Source organism: Methylophaga sp. UBA3613 (assembly GCF_002375415.1).
Lineage (GTDB): Bacteria > Pseudomonadota > Gammaproteobacteria > Nitrosococcales > Methylophagaceae > Methylophaga.
Map to the genome: position 1 here is coordinate 47,675 of NZ_DFLS01000013.1, position 20,578 is coordinate 68,252.

The following is a 20,578-nucleotide window of genomic DNA, read 5'->3' on the forward strand; positions in this document are numbered from 1 at the left end:
AATGCAATGACTGCAGCGGCAGCTGAACCAAAATATATTTCAAGATTAGCGCTTCAGTCGAATCCATTCAGTGCTGAGGTGACAGAAGCCGGACTGTATATGGGGCCGGAAATTAAGCAGCGTCTGGACCTGGTTCTGCATCTGCTTCGGGCCAGTGACAAAATTCCTTTGCTGTATGGCACCAACGGTCTGGGTAAAACCACTACTTTAAAAGCCTTAATGAATCGGGGGGGCGATGATTTGCGTTTTTGCCTGATTCAGGCAGAACCCTCATTAACCATTCAGTTTATGGTCAGCCGCTGTTTACAGGTTTTTGGTGCGCCTCAGGAGAGTACGCTGGGCAGTAACAACCTTCAGCTATTACAACAGCGATTACAACAACTGCAGACTTTACAGATTCGTCCGGTGTTATTGATTGATGATATCAGTAAGCTTGCCGAGCCATTACTCCAGCAATTAAAAACCTGGTTTGACTGGCAACATGAAGGCAACTATCTATGGCGGGCGGTAGTAACTGATGTTACGGCTGATGTCATGGCTTCTCAAAATGAGCGCATTCAACCCTTACTGCTGGGGCCAATTCCACAACAGGAAACCGCTGCTTATTTATTGCAGCGGTTACAGGGTGTTGGTTTCAACGGTGACAGCCCATTTGATAACAAAGCATTAATACGTTTTCATCGACAGTCTTCAGGTGTTCCGGCAGCATTGAATCATCTTGCCCATAAATTTTTACTGGGACAGGGCAAACCGGTGCAGCTGCCTTTCAGCTTCAAGTTTCCTGCTGTTTCTTTGCGCTGGAATAAATGGTTTGGACTGGTTCCGCTGGGTGTTTTATTTGCATTGGTTTTGTTTTATCAGCAGCAGATAAATGACTTGTTTGTTGCTGATAAAAGCACGATTGAAGACGATGTGCTAAATACGGATGCTTTAACCGAAGACTTGCCCATGGTCGTTGTGGATGAGCCAGAAGAACTTACCAGTGTTGCAGAAGCCGATCGCCAGGAATTAGTCGAATTACTCGAAGAGTTGGAACAGACAGATATAGAAGCTGAACCGACGACTGACTCTGATGTTGAAGCAGCAATCGAAACCATTTCCCCGACCGATGAAGTAGAGCCTGAACCTGAACAGGAAGTCGCTGCAGACGTTTTACTTGATCCTGTAGAAATAATTGAACAACCCTCTCAGACTGCTGATTCAGAGGAATCTATTGCCGACGTTGTCACGGTGAATGATGATTCAAGTTCTGAAATAGAAAAAGTGACTTCTGAAACAGCAGAAGAACAAGAGGTTGAGCCACCTTCAACGCCTGAACAAATTAACCCGCCAATTGAATTAATTCCCGTACCCGCTACCACCACGGAGAAAGCTGATACAGCATTTTCTGATCTGGTCGATACGACTTTAAAGGATAAAGAGTGGATTATGCAGCAATCCGCTACTGATTTTACCTTTCAATTAATGGGAACATGGGATAGATCTGAAGTGGACAGCTTTGTGGAAAAAAATGAACTGACAGGTAATGTTGCAGTTTTTGAAAGTATGCGTAATGGTGAAGTCTGGTATGCCGTGATCTACGGGGTATATCCTTCAAAACAGGTAGCAATGCGTGATAGTCAGCAATGGTCCTCTCCGTTAAATAAAATATCGCCCTGGCTAAGACGCTATGATGGCGTACAAAAACAGATTATAGATAAGGCGCCAGATCGCTAATCAGTGTGTCACTGCGGGTCCCAGGTCCGGCAAAGACAGCACGATAGACTCTTTTTCCAGCAATTTCTGTAAGTGAAAAAATACCTTTTTCAAGCAAACCGGAAAGGTCTTTTTGAGGGGGGGGATTAAAACAGACAATGCCTGTGGGAGAACCTTCTGCCTGCCAACCTGGCTGCTCATTGAGAAAATCGGCAAATTTTCTGGCCTGATCGAGTTGAAAGTCAATTTGCTCAACAAGACCTGCTTTTCCAAGTGCTTTAATGGTCAGCCATAAAGGCAGTAAAAGTTCTGCTCCATAGGAACCCGGTAATGTGTCACGTGGTGTTTGTGTCAGGTATTGGGTTGGCGAGGCCGTAGCTTTAATTGGTTGCTGATACATCAATAACCCGCAGGGACGGGGCTGGCCCAGACTTTTGTGCGGATCAAAACAGACCGAATCAGCTTGTCCGAGCTGTTTGTCAGTCAGGGGACTAGTGTTGATTAAACTTAAAAAACCACCCCAGGCTGCATCGATATGCAGCCAACATGGACTATGCCCAATAATTGCTTTAACCGCATTGATATCATCGATCTGTCCACTACTGGTGGTGCCTGCTGTAGCAACAATGGCCATTGGCGTCTGCTCGTTACAGGCAAACGCAAGTGCGGCAATATCCATCTGCTGGGAATCATTGGTGGGGATCAATTGTAACTGCAGGCCCAAAATGTCACACGCCTTGAAAACGGAATAGTGGGATTGATCGCTGGCATATACCCGGTTTGAATGGCCACCGAATTTTTTTCGAGCCTGCCATAACGCATCAAGGTTGCCATAGCTGCCACCATGCGTCGCATGTCCGTGTTGTTGACCAAACAAAGGGCAGAAAAAATCAAAGATATCTTTTTCAATGATCGCAAGTTCTGGATAAAGCTCTGATGAGAGCAGATTACCTTGATGCAAAGCCGCCACAAGCTTTCCCAGTGCGGCTAATTCATTTACTGCAGGCGTCATATGACCTGCCCAGTTTGCTTGTCTGTGACGCTGTCCTGCAAGGAGTAAGGTATCTATTTGTTGGGAAAGCTGTTGAAGCGTTTTAGCATCGATGTCGAATTGTTGCAGAGACTGATTAATTAACGCTGACAGCGTGGCAGATAGTTGACTTGAATCAATGCTCATCCGAGCTTAATTCCATGCTCGGGAAAGTTATCCAGGGCTTGATAATGGATCAATTGAGTTGAAATTGGTCTTTGTTGGAACAGTGCAGTAAAACCCTGATCAATAATGCCTTTTTTACTTAACTCGTTGAGATCTCCACTCTCTGCGGAAACACGTTTGATTAGACTCAAGCTGCTTTGTGGAAATTGCTGTGTAAACCACAAAGCCAGACTGTCGGAAGTGATCTGCCAGTTTTGGGTAATTTCTTTGACTTGCAGTAATTGATCATCTGGCAACCAGATAGCCAGTTGGCAATGGCTGGAAACTTCTGCTGGCGTTTTTACAAGGACAGCGGAGGGTAACAAGGCCTGAAGCATCAACCCATATTGTGCCATGGCAAGGATCGCCATATGGTGAGCATGTTGATCATCAAATTTATGCAGTTGCTGCGCCTGACGCACCATATCAGCAAAAGGACCACCGCCCGGAACAATTACCACAGACTCATTAAGCGCCGTTTGTTCCAGCAATGTTAACCAGGATTTGAGTTCAGCAGTGTGATATAGGCTACCACCCAGTTTAACGACATACATTTAACGTAATGACTCCACCAGACCCAGCATTGCCGCGGCTTTATCAGCCACTTCCTGATATTCGGCTTCCAGTTCGGAATCCGCCACAATACCGCCACCAGCCCAGAAACGCAGACGATTATCACTGAATACCAATGTACGAATCGTAATATTGCTGTCCATATTGCCGTCAAAGCCAATAAAAGCAATGCTGCCACAATAGACCCCACGGCGTTGCGGTTCGAGTTCTTCGATGATTTCCATCGAGCGCAGTTTGGGTGCACCGGTAATGGATCCCCCAGGAAAACAGGCTCTTAATAAGCTGACAGCATCCTGATCTTCAGCCAGTGTCCCGGTAATAGTGCTGACCAGGTGATGTACGGTAGCAAAAGACTCGAGCGCAAAAGGAGATGGCACGGATATGGAACCTGGTGCACAGACTTTCCCCAGATCATTGCGTAGCAAATCAACAATCATTACATTTTCAGCGCGATCCTTGAGGCTGTCCTGTAATTGCCGGGCGAGCATGCGGTCGCGCTCTGCATTGTGCAAATCCCGTGGACGTGTGCCTTTAATTGGTTTGGTTTCCACCAGATTATTTTTGACCCGTAATAATCTCTCCGGTGATGAACTTAATACCGCTGCCTGAGGCGTTGCTAAAAAGGCTGAAAAAGGTGCGGCATTCTGTTTTCGTAACTGCTGATAGGCAATCCAGGGATCCCCTTCAGCATTTACTTCGTAACGTTTGGCCAGATTGACCTGGTAACAGTCCCCATCGGTAATATAGTTTTTTATTTTTTCAAAGGCCGTTTGATAGGCCTGTTGATCCATGTTGCAATGTAATTCACCGGTTACTTTAAAGCTTGCGGAGTCAGGGATTGGCATTTGGTGTAGTCGGCTGAGTAAATCTGACCATTGCTGATGAGTGAATGGGTCAACACCATAACTGACTAACCAGCAGCGCTGTTGCTGATGATCATTAATCACTGCCCAGTCATAAATGCCAACAGCCATTTCCGGTATTTGTTCCGAATCTACCGCCAGACTTGGCAGGCTTTCAATTCTGCGGCCCAGATCATAACTGAAATACCCAATGGCACCCCCACAGAAGGGCAGTTCGGTTGACTGCTGAGCATATTTTTTCAGCACAGTCTGCAACAACAAAAAGGGATCGTCCGCCGAATTCAGGCTATTTGCAGTTCGATAGTCAATAGTTGTTGTTTGACCGGTGGTCTGCAGCGTAATAAAGGGATCTGCCGCGATGATATCGAAGCGGGCATTATCGCCTTCGGTAATGGCACTATCCAGGAAAACCGCCCACGGCAAATCACGAATAGCAGCAAACAGTGTGGCACTGTCTATTTGATAGGGAAGCTCGGCACATAAAGGCGGCAATTGAGAATTCATCACAGTATTTTACGTGAACTGCCTCTGGGCTAGAAGGGCGAGTGCGCTGGCTGGTGCGTATGACGCAGCGGTTGCATGCGAGCCAAGCAGGCTATCAAAATCAACATATGGACGCTGTAAACGCTTAGCAATCTGGCTGACGATAAATCGTCCAGCACCTGCGCCAATCACCGGTGCTTGCATATCAAGATCACTATGAGCGGATAATACCTGTAAGCAGGCATTATGGATCTGCTGGATTTGCTGTTCAGAAAACCATATTGCGACATTCTGCCAGTCTTCTGCTGTAAACAAATTGGTATCGGTTCCCAGCATTCGAGCTAATCTGCGTTGGCAGTTTTCGGTTTGCCAATCATTGCCATCCGCACTGCTATCATTAATCTGTGTAGCACTGATTTTATCCAGCAGCCGCCAGCAATCCCCAGTAGTCGCAAATAATTCAGCGGTGATAGTTTGCCACTCTCCACGAAACGGCAGCTTCTGCCCGATAGCCATCAAGGGGGTACGGATAACACCTGTATACAGTAACTCACCACTTTTTAGCCGGCCTTGATCATCATATGCGGTTAATTGTGGCTGAGATTGATTAAGTGTAATAATGTCGGTGGTTGTGCTTCCACAATCAATTAAAAGTCCTGCTGGATAATTTGTAGCGGCTAACTGGGCACTGGCCAGCCAATTCATCGAAGCTACTTTATCCCAGTGAGTGCGGGCTTGTTCCTGACTTAACCAGCCATTACTGCTGAATACCGAAACCCGATCAGTTGGAAAATATTCAGCTATACAGGCCAGAATTTCCGATACACCCGAAGCTCGGTCAACAAAGCAATCTGCCAGTTCGCCGGTCATGGTGACAAGTTGTTGATCCAATTCATTGTTCAGCGTATCAACTGCCAGACGAATAGCCTTGCGCAGCGCTTCTTTGCCCCGCCAAAGTGGGCAGGGCAGTTCAAGCGCCTGTAATAGTTCGCCCTGATTATTACAGCGAACTACTTTCAAGTGTGCTCCACCAATATCCCAGCCGGTGAAACAGCCTTTTTCTTGTCTATGCATAATATGCTTCTTGTTGCTGCAAACGTTGTAGATGCTGCCATAACGGCAGGGCAGGGTTACGCTGTTTATTGGCTGCCAGGTTGACATAGGCTGTTGTCAATCGGGGGTTAATATCTACCACCACTGGCCCTTGCTTAGTTAATATAAAATCGATACCAACGTAGCCGGATAATCCTGCAATCGCCTGATCAATCAAAGTGGCAAGCTGCATTGCCTGCTGGTCAGTAAATTGCTGTGTCGCAATAGTGTTTACCTGACACCCATGAAAGACAAATTGTTGTGCCTGATGTTCGATTAATTGCTGATTAATTGACAGTAACTCGATGTTATTTTGTCCCACATACAAACTAATGCTCAAGGCCGGGCCATCAAGGTAAGGTTGCACAATCAGTTTGTTTCGTACCTCTTTAGGCAGACCTATCAGGTATTGTCGAGTTTGTTGTATCGATTCAAATTTGAGAGTATCAAGACAACCGGCACCGTCCTGAGGTTTGACGACATAAGGCTGGTCGAGCAGGCACTGGTCTAATAAACCATCGGCAGCTGATAAAGTCACTGGTGTAGCAATGCCTTTTTTCAGCAGTTGCTCAGAACATTGAATTTTGTCCGTACAAAAGCTGGTTGCCTCAATTGAGCACCCCAGATAGAGATTGTTCGCAGCGATAACCTGCTGTTGCAGGGACAATAAAATATTATCGGTTTCGGGAGCAATCAGTAAAAAAAACGAAAGGTTTTTTAAACAATACTGCCAATTTTGATCAAATTCCTGGCGACTAGCGCAAGTTTTTATCGTGATACTGGAGGTCTTCATCCAGTCAGACTCACTAAGTCGCTTATCTCTAAGGATAGTGATATGAATCTGACCCAGCCGGAGAAGATCCTGCACAATGGCAGAAAGCATCATTTCGCCTTCATGTGAGAGCGATGCGGGTAACTGCTCGTCACACAATGCGCCACTGGTGATATGCTCGTAGACGACTAAGTTCATTTTTCTGAGGTTACTTAAAGAAGTGTTGATTATACCGGTCATTGATCTGATGGGGGGGAAGGTCGTACATGCACAAGGTGGAAGGCGTGATCACTATCAGCCGCTTAAATCGCAATTAACCTCCAGTGTCTATCCAAATGCGGTGATTAAACAGTTACTGACATGGTATGCGTTTACCGATATTTATATTGCGGATCTGGATGCAATCGAAATTGGAAAAATCGATAAAGCGTTTTATTTGCAACTGCACCGGCTATTTCCACAATTAACCATCTGGCTGGATGCGGGCATCCGTACTCTGAATGATTGGCAGTTCTGGTGTGATATACCAAATATTAAGCCGGTATTAGGGAGTGAGACTCTGCAGGATCTTCAATTGTTAACCACGTTGCAACCTAAGGAATTTATTTTATCGCTGGATTTTCGGCAGGGACGGTTATTGGGTCAACATGATTTGTTAACGCGTGTAGATTTATGGCCTGAAACTATTATCGTGATGAGTCTGGATACAGTGGGGATGGATAGGGGGCCAGATGAAAAGTTACTGAATAAAATTCAAATGATTAAGCCTGGTGCGCAATTAATTGCGGCGGGTGGTGTGCGTGGGGAAGAAGATTTAATGAATTTGGCAAAAAACCAAATCAAAGGGGCTTTGATTGCCAGTGCTTTGCACAAAGGCAGGCTTGGCGTCGATACAGTACGCCAGATAATGAACTGAAAATGCCGCCCCGAAGGGCGGCATTGACATCAGTCTAAAACTTACTTAGCACCAAATGGGTGTTCAGAAGCTTTGTATTGTGCAACAACGTCAGCCGCTTTAGGCTCACGAGCTACTGCACGTTTGATAGCTTCTTTAGTTGCACGGTAGTTCCAGTCCTGGATTTTTTCATCACTGTCAGCTGTTGGTGAGATAAATACACCAACGCAAATGAAGCAATCATCAGCTTCACTGAGAGGGATAGTGCCATCTTCAACACACTCAGCAACCGCAACAGAAACACCACGTTGTGCAGGGCCAAACATTTGCACAGCTTGTTTCATGTTTTTGATGGTTACTTTGTTGAACATAACGGTAGCTGGTTTGACCATCAGGTTAGGTGCAACCACAGCCAACAGGCCGTTAACACCTTGTTTCTGGTCGGTCATAGTGCGGCAGAAAGCATCTTCTGCTGCTGAACCACGTGGGCCCATTAATAAATCAATGTGAGCAACGTTGTCTAAGTCACCATCTTCAATGACTAAGGATTCACCTACAAGTACGCGATCGATAACTGGCATGTTATATTTTCCTGTTCCAAAAAAATTGTCAAAAAGGCTCATTTTTTCCTCAACCTTTTTATGTGAGATTGAGGTTTATACGTAATAAAGGAACGTATCACCTGCTCAGTGCCGCCCGCTATAAGCATCGTGCTACTGAAATTCGGTTTGAATCAAACGCCTGCTCGAACGCAAATAGCAGCAATGCTGCTGCGGTCATATCTGCGGAGGTTCCGGGATTTATGGCGTGACTCTTTAATTCTTGATCCCAGACGGTCAACTCGGCTGTTGATTTGCTTAAGGGTCTATTTTTATTCATTTTTAAAATAAATAACTGTGCCTTCTGTGCCACTGTCTGGGCGATATGCCGGGATTGCTTTCTGATAATTAGCGTATCCGGCACACGTGCTAGTAAGTAAAGATACGCGATTGTGGAGGCCCATTCAACCTTTTCCCCACATTTCAACGCTTCTGTCAATTGTTTATAGCCGATATCCCATACTTGCTGGTAGTTATTTACATATTGCAAGGCGATTGTGTCTCGATTTTGCGCTAATTCCATCGCTTTTCGCAGGGTGACTTTTGGCTGTTGATGTATGTCTTCTTCAGCTTGCTGACCCATACCGCCCGCATCAGCCAACCGAATCGCTTCATAACACAGACGGGCATCTTCAATGGTTAAAGCCACTAGGGTTTTTTCAAGCTCTGAAGATAGTTGATCAAAGCTGGAACATCGCTGAATTGCATCACATAACGGGGCAAATAATAATACGATACCAAGGTTGGTATTACAGTCGACGACTTTACGGGTAGCTTTAATGGACTGCAAAATCCGTTCGCCAACCTTTAGATTGGGTTGCGCCATTACCGGCGCAATTGCTGCAGCACTGGAGAGAAAGTCCTGCACAGCCATATTATGTCCGTCACTCCAGACATTTACATTGCCGGGTTTTGGAGCGTTGACTTCCTGCTCACAGGCCCAACGGACACTGTCAGCAATCTGTTGTTCAGCTAGCATGTTCGGGGAGAGATACCTGTCTGGTTTGCTGAATATGAGAAGCAACCATTGTTGCAAGTCGAACAGCAATATCAATACCTGTTGCCTGATATAAGCCTTTCCAGGCGGGTACGCTATTGACTTCCAATACACTGAATTGGCCTTGCGGATCCTGAATCAGATCGACGCCGGCATAAGGTGCTTCCACCGCAGCCGTCGCTCTGATAGCAAGTTGTGCCATTTCATGGGTCACTGTACTGGCAAAACAGCTGGCACCTTGAGCAAAGTTGGTTATCCAGTGATTCGAGCGACGAGTCATGGCCGCAATGACTTCTCCATTGACCACCATCAAGCGCCAGTCCTGCCAGCAACCGATTTGAGCCGGTGCCACATAATGCTGAAGATAATAAGCCTCACCAACTACTGAGAGATTATCCAGTTGTGCTAACGCATCAAGGCGTTGTATGCCTTTCCCCTGACAACCAAATAACGGTTTAACGACCAGGCTGAACCCTTTGGCGAATTCTTCGCGGGCAATTTGCAATGCCTGTTCGCGGCTTTCGCAAGCCCAGGTATGTGGAGAAGGGATATTCGCCAGATGGAGTCTTAATGACGTACGCGCTTTATCGACGGTGAGTTCAATAGCATGTGCGGGATTCAAAACCGGCACACCTAATTCGGCAAGGGTATGCAATACGTCCATGCGTAAGGTGATTTGTTCGAGGCTTCCGGGAGCGATCCCTCTGACCAGTACGGCATCAGGCAATGTCGTTTCAAAATGAGGAATCACCATGCCTGTTGGACTGCGGGTATCGATCCGGCATTCCGCCAGATCGATAAGCACCGTTTCAATATTTAAGTCAGCCAGTGCTTCAGTCAGCTGAGCACTATGCCACCCGTGAGTATCATTAAAAACAGCAACGCGGGCGCTAGGCATAGTCAATCATTAAAGTCCGAAGGATTGCTTCAATAAGTCAGCATTCAATTCACCAGCAGTGAAGCTTTTCCCGGTTTGGGTGCTGGTGATAATGACTTTTGCCGGACTGAAAAGCATCGGATCAATTTTGAAAAAGTCATATTCGTACGATTTGAAAATCTGACCGAACGGACGGCCGTAATCAGACGATGTATTGCTGGGCATTTTCTTGGCAAGATCTTGTGCTTCATCATTGGTGCTGTCCACAAAAAGATGCACGGTACCGCCATACAGAATAGCGTCGTTGGTACGGCCCATGCCGGTCATAAAATCACCACCGGGTGGTGCGACAGGCGTGGTTCCAAAACCATCCACAATTTTATCCATCGGAAAGTGCAGGGTATGAGCTTTATGCATGGCCACTTCCAGTACACGAATGGCAATTTGCATTACCCCTGCCAGACTGGTGGTTGGGGTCAGAATTAACGTTAGATTTTCAGGTTTGATACCACAGTTATCAGCAACTTTATCGGCGATTTCGACGGGTGGCATGCTATCTACTTCCAGCACGATAACCGTTGAATCTGCTTTATCCTGATAGCCAAATTCCTTGAATAACTCTTCACGGGCAGCAAGTGCACGACCTGGCCCGGAGCCCAGGGCGAAAAATTTCACATCCTCACTTTTATGAGAAAGACTCCAACCCGCATATTGACTGCCAAGACAACTTAATACCGGCGTTTTTGCATGAACATTCACTGACCATGGCCAATCGCTAAAACCGCTGGTACTGCCGAGAGTTGCGGTACCCAGTCCACCCATGCAGATTTCACCAATCAGTCGACCCGCTTCCAGACCACCGGTGGCATTGATACCTGCATCAACGACGCGTGTACCATTGGATAAATGACTGATTTCCAATTGCAGGGCTTGAGCATTGTCGATTAATTTATCAACCAGTGGCTTACTGGCGGCGTTAACACTGGTCCAGTTGGCGGAGATTTGACTGCTCATGAAAAGATCCTGTCTGATAAAAAATGAAAATAGTATACGTTATGCATTGGGCGCTGTAATGATCAGCTAACTTTTCCATCGGTGTTTTTACAAAATGGTTTAAGTACCTGTTCGATTATTCTGCATCGCTGTTCTGCCATGGCCGAGGCAATAGCTGGACCCTGCAATCCCTCATTAACAAAAGGTGCTGCGCTTACCTCTGATGCAGCATCAAAACAGGCCTGAAAAGCGACTTTTTCGGGAAAATCAGTGTTTTCATAACCAGGACGTCCTCGAAAGTCGGCCTCACAAGCCAAGAGATATTGTGAAAATCGTTGCGGTTTGCGAAACGCATCAAGCCCTTCCATTACGTTTAATACTTCACGCGCTGATAATTCAAAAAGTAAATGGCAATGTGTGTGAAATTCAGCGACTTTTAGTGCCAGACTGCTGATCTCACGTGGTACGCGTAAACGTTCACATAACGTATGGGTTAATGCGATACTGCGTTGTTCGTGCCCTTTATGACTTGGCAAAATGTCTGCAGGGGTCGTTCCTTTGCCCAGATCATGACATAACACGGCAAAACGCACGGCCAGATCATCAGTTAGTCTGGCGGCTTGATCCAGCACCAGCATCACATGCACACCGGTATCCACTTCGGGATGCCATTGAGAAATCTGTGGAACACCAAACAGCCGATCAATTTCTGGAAACAGTGTTTTTAATGCGCCGACTTCTTTTAAGCTGAAAAAAAATAAAGAGGGTTGGCTGCTTAATAGCGCTTTTTCCAACTCCTGCCATACGCGCTCAGCGACCAGATGTTCCAGTTCACCATTGGCTATCATCTGATGAATTAATTGTTTGGTCTCATCGGCTACATGAAAACCGAAGCGGGCAGCAAACCTTGCCATGCGTAATACCCTGACCGGATCTTCAACAAAGGCATTTGATACATGGCGTAAAGTCTTGTTATGCAGATCGGTTTGTCCATCAAATGGATCGATGACATTGCCATCGTCATCTTCAGCCATTGCGTTGATAGTCAGATCCCGTCGTGCCAGATCTTCTTCTAAAGTAACCTCTGGTGAAGCGTGAATTTCGAAACCATGATAGCCCGGCGCCGTTTTCCGTTCCGTACGGGCAAGCGCGTATTCTTCGTGGGTTTGGGGATGCAGAAAGACGGGGAAGTCTTTGCCCACGGGGCGAAATCCCTGAGCCAGCATTTCCTCTACAGTACTGCCCACAACAACCCAGTCTTTATCTTTTACCGGCCGTCCCAGTAAGCGATCCCGAACACAGCCACCTACTTTATATATTCGCATGACGCTATATTAAGGGTTTTTGGGGCGTACTGCTGGCATGCGTTCCGACATTCGCTTGATAGCCTGTTTTCTTTGAAAGTCATAGGTAGCAGCATAACTGAACACCGAGCGAACATAGCGACGGGTTTCGGTAAATGGAATGTTCTCTACCCAGATATCGGCAGGCATGGTTTGTTCCGGTAGCCAGCGTAAAACACGATGAGGTCCGGCATTATAAGCTGCGGTGGCCAGTATTGGATTGTTTTGAAATTGATCCTGCATCCGGCGGATATAAAAGCTTCCTATCTCGATATTACGCGGCGGATGATAAAGCTCAGAATCCTGCTTTAAAGGCTTATTCAGCCAGCGTCCAACCTGTTTACCAGTAGCGGGCATGACCTGCATCAACCCCATTGCGCCAGCATGTGAGCGCGCGCTGGAATTAAAAGCACTTTCCTGCCGGGCAATGGCAAGTAACCACGATGCATCTACCCCTACATCAGCACTGGCCTGACGCATTTCAGTGTCGTAAAGCACCGGGAAACGTAAATCCAATGCATCCCAGTAGCGTGCAGTACCTAACAAGGCAATGGTTTGATTGTGCCAGCCCCACTTATGAGTTTCCGTGGCAACAATCTGCAGTTCCCGTGGAGTCAATGTTTGTTGCAGAAAATAGGCTTCACGTCGGGCATCAAGTAACTCATCCTGCAGATAGAACTCACGCATGCGTTGTACGCTGTCCATGGAGATAATGGACTCGCTGTATTGGGGCTCAGCGACAATAGGATGGTGATTCATCGCATAGTCAGCATCAACTTTATCTGCTGCCAGAAAGGCATAAAAATCACGCTCATCCACCAAGGTGCGCCATATTGCTTCGGCTTCAGTACGTTGGCCCTGTTCTGCCAGACTTCTGGCAAGCCAATATTGCCAGCGTGTTTCCTGACGTGTTTGTTCATCCAGGCTGGCGATAGCTTTTTGTACTTCAGGCCAGTTTTGTTGCCATAAGGCTGCACGGACACGCCATGGATGATTTGGGGTATCACCATAATAATAAAGTGCTTTATCGTCACGATCCAACGCGGCCCAAAGTCCAATGCTGCCCTGAACATCATGGCGTTCATCAGTAGAAAACTGATAACTGTTTTCCAGACGTGTCCAGTGATAGTGGGCTTTAGCGGGATCATTTCTGGCTAAACGTTTCAGGCCATAAACAATAATTTCCCTGGCCATATCAACATCCTGTGCCAGAGAGACTCCCTGAGCAGGTGCCTGGGCCGGTAACTGAGACAGCAAGCTGACAGGGTTTGTATGAATATCTTCCCAGCGTTTTGTCCAGGCCTGGGCGGTTGCACTCTGTTTTACCGTTTTGGCAAGATAGTTAGCCAGAGCAAATTGCTGGTTGCGTAATGCCAGTAGCAGCCGTTGCCAGCGTAATTCATCCGTTAACCAACCACGCTGTTCTGCATGATGAAAAACGGCATCACATGCCTTGTCCTGCGAGGCGGCAACCAACCAGAGTTTTTCGAATGCTTCAGCAGCGGCCTGTTGTTGATTGGTAGCAATTAATGCCCGGGCATAATGACATTCACGTGCTGCCGACTGAGGCGCTTGATAAAACTCCAGATACTGATGCCATTGTTGATTGTCTGCCAGTTTGTCCAGCCAGGCGCCGCGCAGGCGCGCCTTGAAAAAGCTGTCTTCACGAGTTTGCAGAAAGCGTTTGATGTTTGCTGCTTCGGTATCGTTTATCCGATGTTGCAGATATAAATAGTCCAGATATTCCTGCAACGGATAACCTTCCAGTTGATCCTGGAGTTGACGAAACTGAGTCAGCTGATGTGTTTGCAGCGCTTTTTTGGCTTGCTGATAAAGCTTGCGCTGTTGATTGATGTCAGATGCTGCAGTCACTGCCTGAATAGGCAAAAAAACGGCAAGCATCAGCAATATTGCAATGCGAATTTGATTTTTCATGCCGGTATCTTAAAGCAAATTGTCAGAGATTGTATTACCCGACAAGCTGTTTTGCAGATGAGTTTCAATATTGTCTAGTTTTGGAATAAAAGCGACATTGGATCCGATCTTAATCTGGCAGTGAAGCCAGTCCGAATCGACAATATCATGCGTGGGTTGCAGAGCAGTTTCATTAATGGTGATAAGTTGAGGCGCGCCACAGCAGGCAACTGCATAATGTTTGATTTTAGCGTCGCTGTTGATGCCGTTGATCACACATAGTTTATTGATTTGGCGGTTGTTTTGTTGGCCACTTCCAATCAGCGTTTCCAAATCAATCACTTCTAATGGCAGATCACGCCAGAAAAACTGGCCGATACACCAGGATGAGTTGATATCACTATCAGTCAGACGCGGCAGCGGAATAACTTCGGCAATCGTTGGGTTCGGTAACAATAAATAATGCTGCCGTAATGGAATCAACATGCAATGAATAAAATCTTTTTCTTTCTGCATAATTGCCTTTTGTGAGTTTTTCTCAACGCTTTTCGTTAGGATATTTATAGGCGAGTTGTTGTTTCATCGAAATAATCAACTCATCATCCTGATAGGGCTTACCAAGGTAGGCATTCACTCCAATGCTCATCGCGCGTTGACGGTGTTTATCCCCGGTACGAGAAGTGATCATAATGATTGGCAAGTGTTTGAATTGCGAATCGTTACGAATAATCGAGGCGAATTCAAAGCCATCCATTCGAGGCATTTCCACATCGAGCAACACGATATCGGGTGTTTGTTCGTATAATCGGGCCAGTGCATCAACACCGTCTTTCGCTGTCACCACGTCAAAGCCAAGACGGGTTAACAGGCCTTCCGTTGCTTTACGCATGGTAATTGAATCATCCACAATCATTGCCAGTGGATTACGATTTTCTTCGATTTGCTTAAAGCTCTCACTGGCCTGCTGCAGGTTAGTTGTACCTGAGGGGGCCTGGTAATCCTCGATTAGTGTTGGAATGTCCAGGATAAAAATAACCCGACCGTCCCCCAGGATAGTTGCGCCGTTGATCGCACTGATTTGTCCGAGCTGCTGTCCGACTGATTTGATAACGATTTCCCGATTGCTATCAATACTGTCAATGGCCAGGGCAATTTTGATATCACCGCTACGGAATAACAGTAACGGCATTTGGTGCGACAGATTTTCCAGCAGGTTTAAAGGCTGACCAAGCAGGTTTCCGAGTGGAATAAAGTCATAATTTTCGCCATGGAAAGTATAGGTAGGCTTCTGCTGAGCCATCAATTCGCCAATACGCTGTATGCTGATACGCTCACCGGCGTTGACAGCTGATAGCGGCACAGCAAACTGCTGTTGATTAACCGAAATCAACAATGCCTGCATAACCGACAAAGTTAATGGCAGCCGCAGGTGAAACTGAGTGCCTTTACCAGGTTGTGAACTGATTGATAAACGACCTTTCAGTGCCCGGATTTCGTTACTGACAACATCCATACCGACGCCACGACCGGCTAATTGAGAGATAGTGTCGGCAGTACTGAACCCCGATGTCAGAATCAACTGGATCAGTGTCTGTTCATTAGGAATGTTATTTGGATCAATCAGGTTTTGTGCGATAGCGCGCTGTTTGATTTTTTCAATATTCAGCCCCTGACCATCATCAGCTATGGTGATGACGACCTCCGAGCCTTCACGTTGCATGTCGATCTGTAACCGACCCGATTGCTGTTTTCCTTGTTGTGAACGTTCGTCGGCAGTTTCCAGCCCATGAGCGATAGCATTTCGAAGAATATGTTCTATCGGTGCCACCAGCCGATCCAGGATAGTACGGTCCAGTTCCAAATCTGCGCCACTGACCAGTAATTGGGACTGTTTATTTAATTCACTATTGGTTTGACGGACTATCCGTTCCAGACGCGGCACTATCGAATTAAATGGCAGCAGGCGGGTATGCATCAAACCCTGCTGTAAATCAGTATTCAGCCGGGATTGCTGCAGTAGCAAAATATCGGTTTCACGCATCAGGTTACCCATTGAACGACTGATATTATTCAAGTCGTTAACGGTTTCGGTCAGGCTGCGCGATAACTGCTGGATAGTCGAAAACCGATCCAGTTCCAATGGATCAAATTCAGTGTTGGTATCCTGAACAGTGTCTTCATAGCGATACAGGATCTGGGTTTCGGTTTCTATTTCCAGTTTGCGTAACTGCTCTTGTAAGCGGGAAACGGTTTCTTCCATTTCCTCAAGCTGCTGATGCATGACACCATGCTGCTGGGTTACCTGATCGCGGGTGATGCTGACTTCACCGGCAAAATTGCTCAAATAATCCAACAGGTCAGCTCGTACCCTGATTTTTTCAGAGCTTTGTGAGCTGCTGGATTTAGCGGTATCAGCTGGAGCCTTATTAAAGCTGCTGGTTTCGGCGGGAAGTTGCTCAACAGTCGAAGCTGATTGCGGCAACGTATCCCTATTATCAATATCTGCCGGTACATATCCCGAATACTGTTGAATTTCCTGCAGTAAATCATTGGCTGCGGGAATGTCAGACCGGTTCGCCAGCTGTTCCTGCATTTCGGTCAGCCGATCCTGGCAGCGTTGCAGCAAACTGAAAAAACCATCGTCCGGCGTTTCCTGCTGGTCGGTAACGGACAGCACCAATGTTTCAATCTGATGAGTTAAATCCGCCATAGCCATGGTTGCAGTCAGTCTTGCACCACCTTTTAGGGTGTGCAAATCACGTTGCAACTGCATAGGGCCTGCTGGATTTTCCGGCTCAGATTGCCATTGTTTAATAGCACGATCAGTTGATACTAATAATTCAGCAGCTTCTTCGGTAAACGCTTCCAGAATTTCCGGATCGACCTCAACCGTGGAAACACTGTCAAAAGCTGTCAAAGTGGCACGAATCTGTTCACGGAAGAGGGTGAAATCGGCTGGTGTCTTATGCTGTATCAGCGCCTCAATCTGATCATTAACAATTTCCAACGCTTCATCAAGCAGGGCTTTTAAATTCTCGCTTCGGCTTTGAGGATGCGAGATAAGGCGTTGCATTAACTGATAAAGGGCTGCCAGTTGAGGCAGTACGCTATTTTCGGCATTTTCTGCGAGCGTATTTAACGTCTGTTGTAACGCTAGGGGAGGCTCGCTATCCGTTTGCTGCCATGCAGCAAGTTGCTGGCTGTACTCATTAAGGAGGGCATCAGTCTCTTCAAGGAAGCTGACCAACTGTTCCGGGTCCAGTCGCGCAGTGTGACTTTGTTCTGACTTTTGCGGACAAAGTTCAAAAATTCGCCGATCCAGCAAGCGAATATCCGGCTCATCTTCCCCTGTTTTCACAGCCTGCAACAACTGACTCAATTCCATGACGATGTCATTCAATTCGCTGATTGATTCTTCAGTGAACGTTTGTTGCTGGTGGTAAAGATTACGGAAAGTCTGGTCGAGCTGGGTGGCAATGATGGCGACGGGTTTGACACCGGCAATGTTGGCACAGCCTTTGAGAGAATGCGCTGCACTGAGCATGGATTTATTAATGACTTTGCCGACTTGTAAAACAGCTGTTTCAGCAAATAGGTTTTGCAGGTGCTGTTCTGCTTCCTGATAGAAAATGTCTCGTAAAGCTTTGTCTTCGTCCTCTTCATCTGCACTATCCAACACACTTTCCTGTTCAGTGAGTTGTTTGGCCAGTATGGTTAATGCTGCTGCAGATTCAGTGAAATCAGATTGTGCCTGGGTGAATAAATGTAAACACTCGTTAACTTCCGGAACGGCTTCCATGACTAACGCCATGATTTCATCCGAAACAGGTAAAGCATCTTCTAAAATCTGATTTAATAAATGTTCTACTGCTTGTGCCATATCGGCAATGGTAGTTGCACCAGCCATCCGCCCGCTGCCTTTTAGGGTATGAAAATGACGGCGGATGGTTGGCAGATCGCCATTTTCCGGAGTTTCACTCCAAATAGGCAGTAGTTGCTGCAAATCGTCTAAAACTTCATTGGCCTCTTCAACAAAAACTTCAGCGATTTCAGGATTAATATGCTCTTCAAATTGCCAATTCCCGGAGATATAGTTATTGCTACTTTCGGAGGAGTCGGCAGCTTCAGCAGAAAAAGATGTTGGTTCTTCAAAAGCAATTGATTTGGCGGCCTCGGATTCTTCCTGATCAAAGTGGATGTCCGTTAACTGATAATCCTCTAACTCCAATGGTTCATCTGAAGGGACATCCTCGCTGAGGTCTACAACAGACGGCTTGAAATCTTCGAACTGCAAAGTTTCAGTATCAGTTTCCCTGTCGTCAAGCGCTTTGATATATAAATCGACAGAACTCAATTTCAGAGGTTCAGCTTTTTCAGCGGGGGCTTCACTGGAATTTTCAGCAGAAAAATTAATCTCAGGCAGCTCTAACGCTTCAACTTGTTCTTCTGAGTAGCTGATGTCTTGCGCTGCAAAAGATTCCTGATCCGGTGGAGCGATGCTGAGCTGAGAGGCGTCAATATCTGCTGTGTTATCTTCGAGCGCTTTGATATACAAATCAACCGAGCTTAACTTCTCATTTTCAGCACTAGCATCATCCTCACTGGACTTATCGGCAGAAAAATTAATCTCGGATAGCTGCAATTCATCAGTTTGTTCAATGCTTTGCCCAAAATTTTGCAACGTCCTAAGAGCTGTTTGCAGAATATTTTCATCGGCCTGACCGGTTCGGTGCAGATTTTCCAGATAGATTTCTGCCGACGCTAATATTTCGGCCATATCCTGTTGAGCTTTGGGAGTATTAATCGATAAAGCATCATCATTGAACTTAGTTGCCAATGATGAAAACAGCTGTGATGCTTTACCGATATCCAGGACATCGAGACTGCCGGCCAGCATGTTTAGGCTATTTGCCAGGTTTTGCTGAGTTGTTTCATCATTGTCCGCCTGATGATTTGATTGAAGAATCAACAGTTCTTTAACACTGGCCAACTCATTAAGGCACTCGGTTAATACGGTTTTTTGTAACTGACGATGAATCGCGTCTGTGGCATCGGTTTTTCTGAGTAAGGCTTCGATTTGCAATAAGTCATCAGCCAGACTGGTCAGTTGATCGTGATAGGACTTATCAGTCGCCAGGCATTTCTGCAGTGCTGTATGTTGTTTATGTAAAAAATCACTTTGCGTCTGATGTTGTAAAAGTGTCAGCGTATCCGCCATGCTCAGTAGTTGCAGACTAATATCGTTTACAGCCTCATCGGCCTGGTCTTCGGCCGTATCAAACTGACTGATACGCTCTTTCAGTTCTTCAAGTTGCTCGAGCAGAGCATTTTGCGCTTCCTGTAATGCTGCGTCACTGTGACCAATTAATTGTGAAGCCTGATCGTAGAAGGTCAGCCCAAAATGCGCTTTTACTCCGGTAACTAAAGGGCCATAGCTGCTTGAGCGGGCAACCAGTAACAGTAACTGTTTCAGCAGGGTTTCAGGATAACCGGCCAGTAATGAATTCTCATCACCTTCACAGACCAGTCGAATTGGCGAAGCCATTTTGCCAATAAGTTGTTTGGCGCTGGAATCATCGCGGATGCCTCGGTGTGCAAGACCTTCGAGCAGAGCCTCAGCGACCCACCAGAACAGCGCGGTTTTTTCCTGCAAACATTGCAGCCGTAAATGTCGCAGAATGCCCCGCATCTTACGCAGACTTTTATCGTCCTGTTCGCGCATCCAGGTCAACAGCAAGTGTTGAAATACGTGCGCTATTTTATGTCTTTCCAGCTCTAGTGGGGGAGCGGTGTGAGCCGGGTTAGGGGCAATACTGTCCGGAAGGCTGATGGATAAATCCGGGGCAAACACATCGGTTTCAGCAATAGCGGGTTTATCTCTCAATAGTCTTAATTCATTTATTGAGTCCAGCAGACACAAAGCATTGTCTGGAAACTTCTCATTCACTTTCTGTAAATACGTCGGCAACAGAATCAAGCCACGGGTTAACGTTTCCAATGCTGAATTTTGTTTATCATCCGGGAATGAACGCATATAACCCGCAATGGACTGCATTTCAGCCGCAAGCATCTGTGCGCCGTCCAGATTGAGCATTTCCAGCGTACCGTTCACCTGATAAAGATGCTCTACACAACGGCTCAGCGATTCTGACTGTTGCGGATCATCAATATAGGTCTGAACCGATTGTAATGACGCAGCGAGAGACTTCTGCAATTCATCCTGCAGCCATGTCAGAGCATTGTAGTTGCCTCTGGATTGGGTCATAGTCGCTTCTCCACCAGCTCAG

15 protein-coding genes are annotated in these 20,578 nt (G+C 46.5%); 2 read left to right on the forward strand and 13 right to left on the reverse strand.

The genetic code is table 11. The features are described 5' to 3' along the window. Positions 1 to 6: 6 nt before the first annotated feature. Complete coding sequence (locus B3S93_RS14510) at positions 7 to 1,716, forward strand: SPOR domain-containing protein (RefSeq protein WP_292402909.1); 1,710 nt, start codon at positions 7 to 9, stop codon at positions 1,714 to 1,716. Here the strand turns inward: B3S93_RS14510 and B3S93_RS14515 are convergent. From B3S93_RS14515 to B3S93_RS14535, 5 genes are read right to left on the reverse strand one after another with little or no spacing between them, the layout of a single operon-like run. Next, a complete protein-coding gene (locus B3S93_RS14515) occupies positions 1,691 to 2,872 on the reverse strand; it encodes a pyridoxal phosphate-dependent decarboxylase family protein (RefSeq protein ID WP_292358233.1) in 1,182 nt (393 codons plus the stop codon). The genes B3S93_RS14510 and B3S93_RS14515 overlap by 26 nt on opposite strands. After that, on the reverse strand, positions 2,869 to 3,444 hold the full coding sequence (locus tag B3S93_RS14520) for a delta 1-pyrroline-5-carboxylate synthetase (protein ID WP_292358231.1): 576 nt from the start codon (positions 3,442 to 3,444) through the stop codon (positions 2,869 to 2,871). The genes B3S93_RS14515 and B3S93_RS14520 overlap by 4 nt, the downstream gene beginning before the upstream one ends. Beyond that, positions 3,445 to 4,830, reverse strand: coding sequence for an aminodeoxychorismate synthase component I (gene pabB, locus B3S93_RS14525; RefSeq protein ID WP_292402991.1), 1,386 nt, complete (start codon positions 4,828 to 4,830; stop codon positions 3,445 to 3,447). A gap of 9 nt (positions 4,831 to 4,839) precedes the next feature. Beyond that, positions 4,840 to 5,883 (reverse strand): hydantoinase/oxoprolinase family protein, encoded by a 1,044-nt coding sequence (locus tag B3S93_RS14530; protein ID WP_292402911.1) that lies wholly within the window; start codon positions 5,881 to 5,883, stop codon positions 4,840 to 4,842. Then, positions 5,876 to 6,871, reverse strand: a complete 996-nt coding sequence (locus B3S93_RS14535) for an ATP-grasp domain-containing protein (protein ID WP_292402913.1) — start codon at positions 6,869 to 6,871, stop codon at positions 5,876 to 5,878. The genes B3S93_RS14530 and B3S93_RS14535 overlap by 8 nt, the downstream gene beginning before the upstream one ends. A gap of 22 nt (positions 6,872 to 6,893) precedes the next feature. On the opposite strand from B3S93_RS14535, the gene B3S93_RS14540 reads away from it, so the two are divergent. Then, positions 6,894 to 7,589: a HisA/HisF-related TIM barrel protein gene (locus tag B3S93_RS14540; protein ID WP_292402916.1), complete on the forward strand. Its 696-nt coding sequence runs from the start codon at positions 6,894 to 6,896 to the stop codon at positions 7,587 to 7,589. A 41-nt stretch (positions 7,590 to 7,630) separates the two neighbouring features. Here the strand turns inward: B3S93_RS14540 and fae are convergent, their stop codons facing one another. The 8 genes from fae to B3S93_RS14580 form a co-directional block, all read right to left on the reverse strand. Beyond that, complete coding sequence (gene fae / locus B3S93_RS14545; RefSeq protein WP_014705284.1) at positions 7,631 to 8,149, reverse strand: formaldehyde-activating enzyme; 519 nt, start codon at positions 8,147 to 8,149, stop codon at positions 7,631 to 7,633. A gap of 118 nt (positions 8,150 to 8,267) precedes the next feature. Continuing rightward, positions 8,268 to 9,146, reverse strand: a complete 879-nt coding sequence (locus tag B3S93_RS14550) for a triphosphoribosyl-dephospho-CoA synthase (RefSeq protein WP_292402919.1) — start codon at positions 9,144 to 9,146, stop codon at positions 8,268 to 8,270. Then, positions 9,136 to 10,062 (reverse strand): RimK family alpha-L-glutamate ligase, encoded by a 927-nt coding sequence (locus B3S93_RS14555; RefSeq protein WP_292402921.1) that lies wholly within the window; start codon positions 10,060 to 10,062, stop codon positions 9,136 to 9,138. Before B3S93_RS14555 ends, B3S93_RS14550 begins: the two co-directional genes overlap by 11 nt. 9 nt (positions 10,063 to 10,071) lie before the next feature. Beyond that, complete coding sequence (gene mch / locus B3S93_RS14560) at positions 10,072 to 11,055, reverse strand: methenyltetrahydromethanopterin cyclohydrolase (RefSeq protein WP_292358220.1); 984 nt, start codon at positions 11,053 to 11,055, stop codon at positions 10,072 to 10,074. 62 nt (positions 11,056 to 11,117) lie between these two features. Further along, the gene (locus B3S93_RS14565) at positions 11,118 to 12,359 is read right to left on the reverse strand and encodes a multifunctional CCA addition/repair protein (protein WP_292402924.1); all 1,242 of its coding nucleotides are present in this window, start codon (positions 12,357 to 12,359) and stop codon (positions 11,118 to 11,120) included. 9 nt (positions 12,360 to 12,368) lie between these two features. Beyond that, positions 12,369 to 14,312 (reverse strand): transglycosylase SLT domain-containing protein, encoded by a 1,944-nt coding sequence (locus B3S93_RS14570; RefSeq protein WP_292402926.1) that lies wholly within the window; start codon positions 14,310 to 14,312, stop codon positions 12,369 to 12,371. 9 nt (positions 14,313 to 14,321) lie between these two features. Continuing rightward, positions 14,322 to 14,807 carry a chemotaxis protein CheW gene (locus B3S93_RS14575; protein ID WP_292358214.1) on the reverse strand — a complete coding sequence of 162 codons (486 nt, stop codon included), beginning with the start codon at positions 14,805 to 14,807 and terminating at the stop codon, positions 14,322 to 14,324. Positions 14,808 to 14,829: 22 nt separating this feature from the next. Beyond that, complete coding sequence (locus tag B3S93_RS14580; protein WP_292402928.1) at positions 14,830 to 20,556, reverse strand: Hpt domain-containing protein; 5,727 nt, start codon at positions 20,554 to 20,556, stop codon at positions 14,830 to 14,832. Positions 20,557 to 20,578: the final 22 nt, after the last annotated feature.

Coding starts and splice junctions, on each gene's coding strand:
- B3S93_RS14555 (WP_292402921.1), bottom strand. CDS start 10,062: ATGCCTAGCGCCCGCGTTGCTGTTTTTAATGATACTCACGGGTGGCAT.
- B3S93_RS14570 (WP_292402926.1), bottom strand. CDS start 14,312: ATGAAAAATCAAATTCGCATTGCAATATTGCTGATGCTTGCCGTTTTT.
- mch (WP_292358220.1), bottom strand. CDS start 11,055: ATGAGCAGTCAAATCTCCGCCAACTGGACCAGTGTTAACGCCGCCAGT.
- B3S93_RS14510 (WP_292402909.1), top strand. CDS start 7: ATGACTGCAGCGGCAGCTGAACCAAAATATATTTCAAGATTAGCGCTT.
- fae (WP_014705284.1), bottom strand. CDS start 8,149: ATGCCAGTTATCGATCGCGTACTTGTAGGTGAATCCTTAGTCATTGAA.
- B3S93_RS14530 (WP_292402911.1), bottom strand. CDS start 5,883: ATGCATAGACAAGAAAAAGGCTGTTTCACCGGCTGGGATATTGGTGGA.
- B3S93_RS14575 (WP_292358214.1), bottom strand. CDS start 14,807: ATGCAGAAAGAAAAAGATTTTATTCATTGCATGTTGATTCCATTACGG.
- B3S93_RS14515 (WP_292358233.1), bottom strand. CDS start 2,872: ATGAGCATTGATTCAAGTCAACTATCTGCCACGCTGTCAGCGTTAATT.
- B3S93_RS14550 (WP_292402919.1), bottom strand. CDS start 9,146: ATGCTAGCTGAACAACAGATTGCTGACAGTGTCCGTTGGGCCTGTGAG.
- B3S93_RS14535 (WP_292402913.1), bottom strand. CDS start 6,871: ATGAACTTAGTCGTCTACGAGCATATCACCAGTGGCGCATTGTGTGAC.
- B3S93_RS14520 (WP_292358231.1), bottom strand. CDS start 3,444: ATGTATGTCGTTAAACTGGGTGGTAGCCTATATCACACTGCTGAACTC.
- pabB (WP_292402991.1), bottom strand. CDS start 4,830: ATGAATTCTCAATTGCCGCCTTTATGTGCCGAGCTTCCCTATCAAATA.
- B3S93_RS14565 (WP_292402924.1), bottom strand. CDS start 12,359: ATGCGAATATATAAAGTAGGTGGCTGTGTTCGGGATCGCTTACTGGGA.
- B3S93_RS14580 (WP_292402928.1), bottom strand. CDS start 20,556: ATGACCCAATCCAGAGGCAACTACAATGCTCTGACATGGCTGCAGGAT.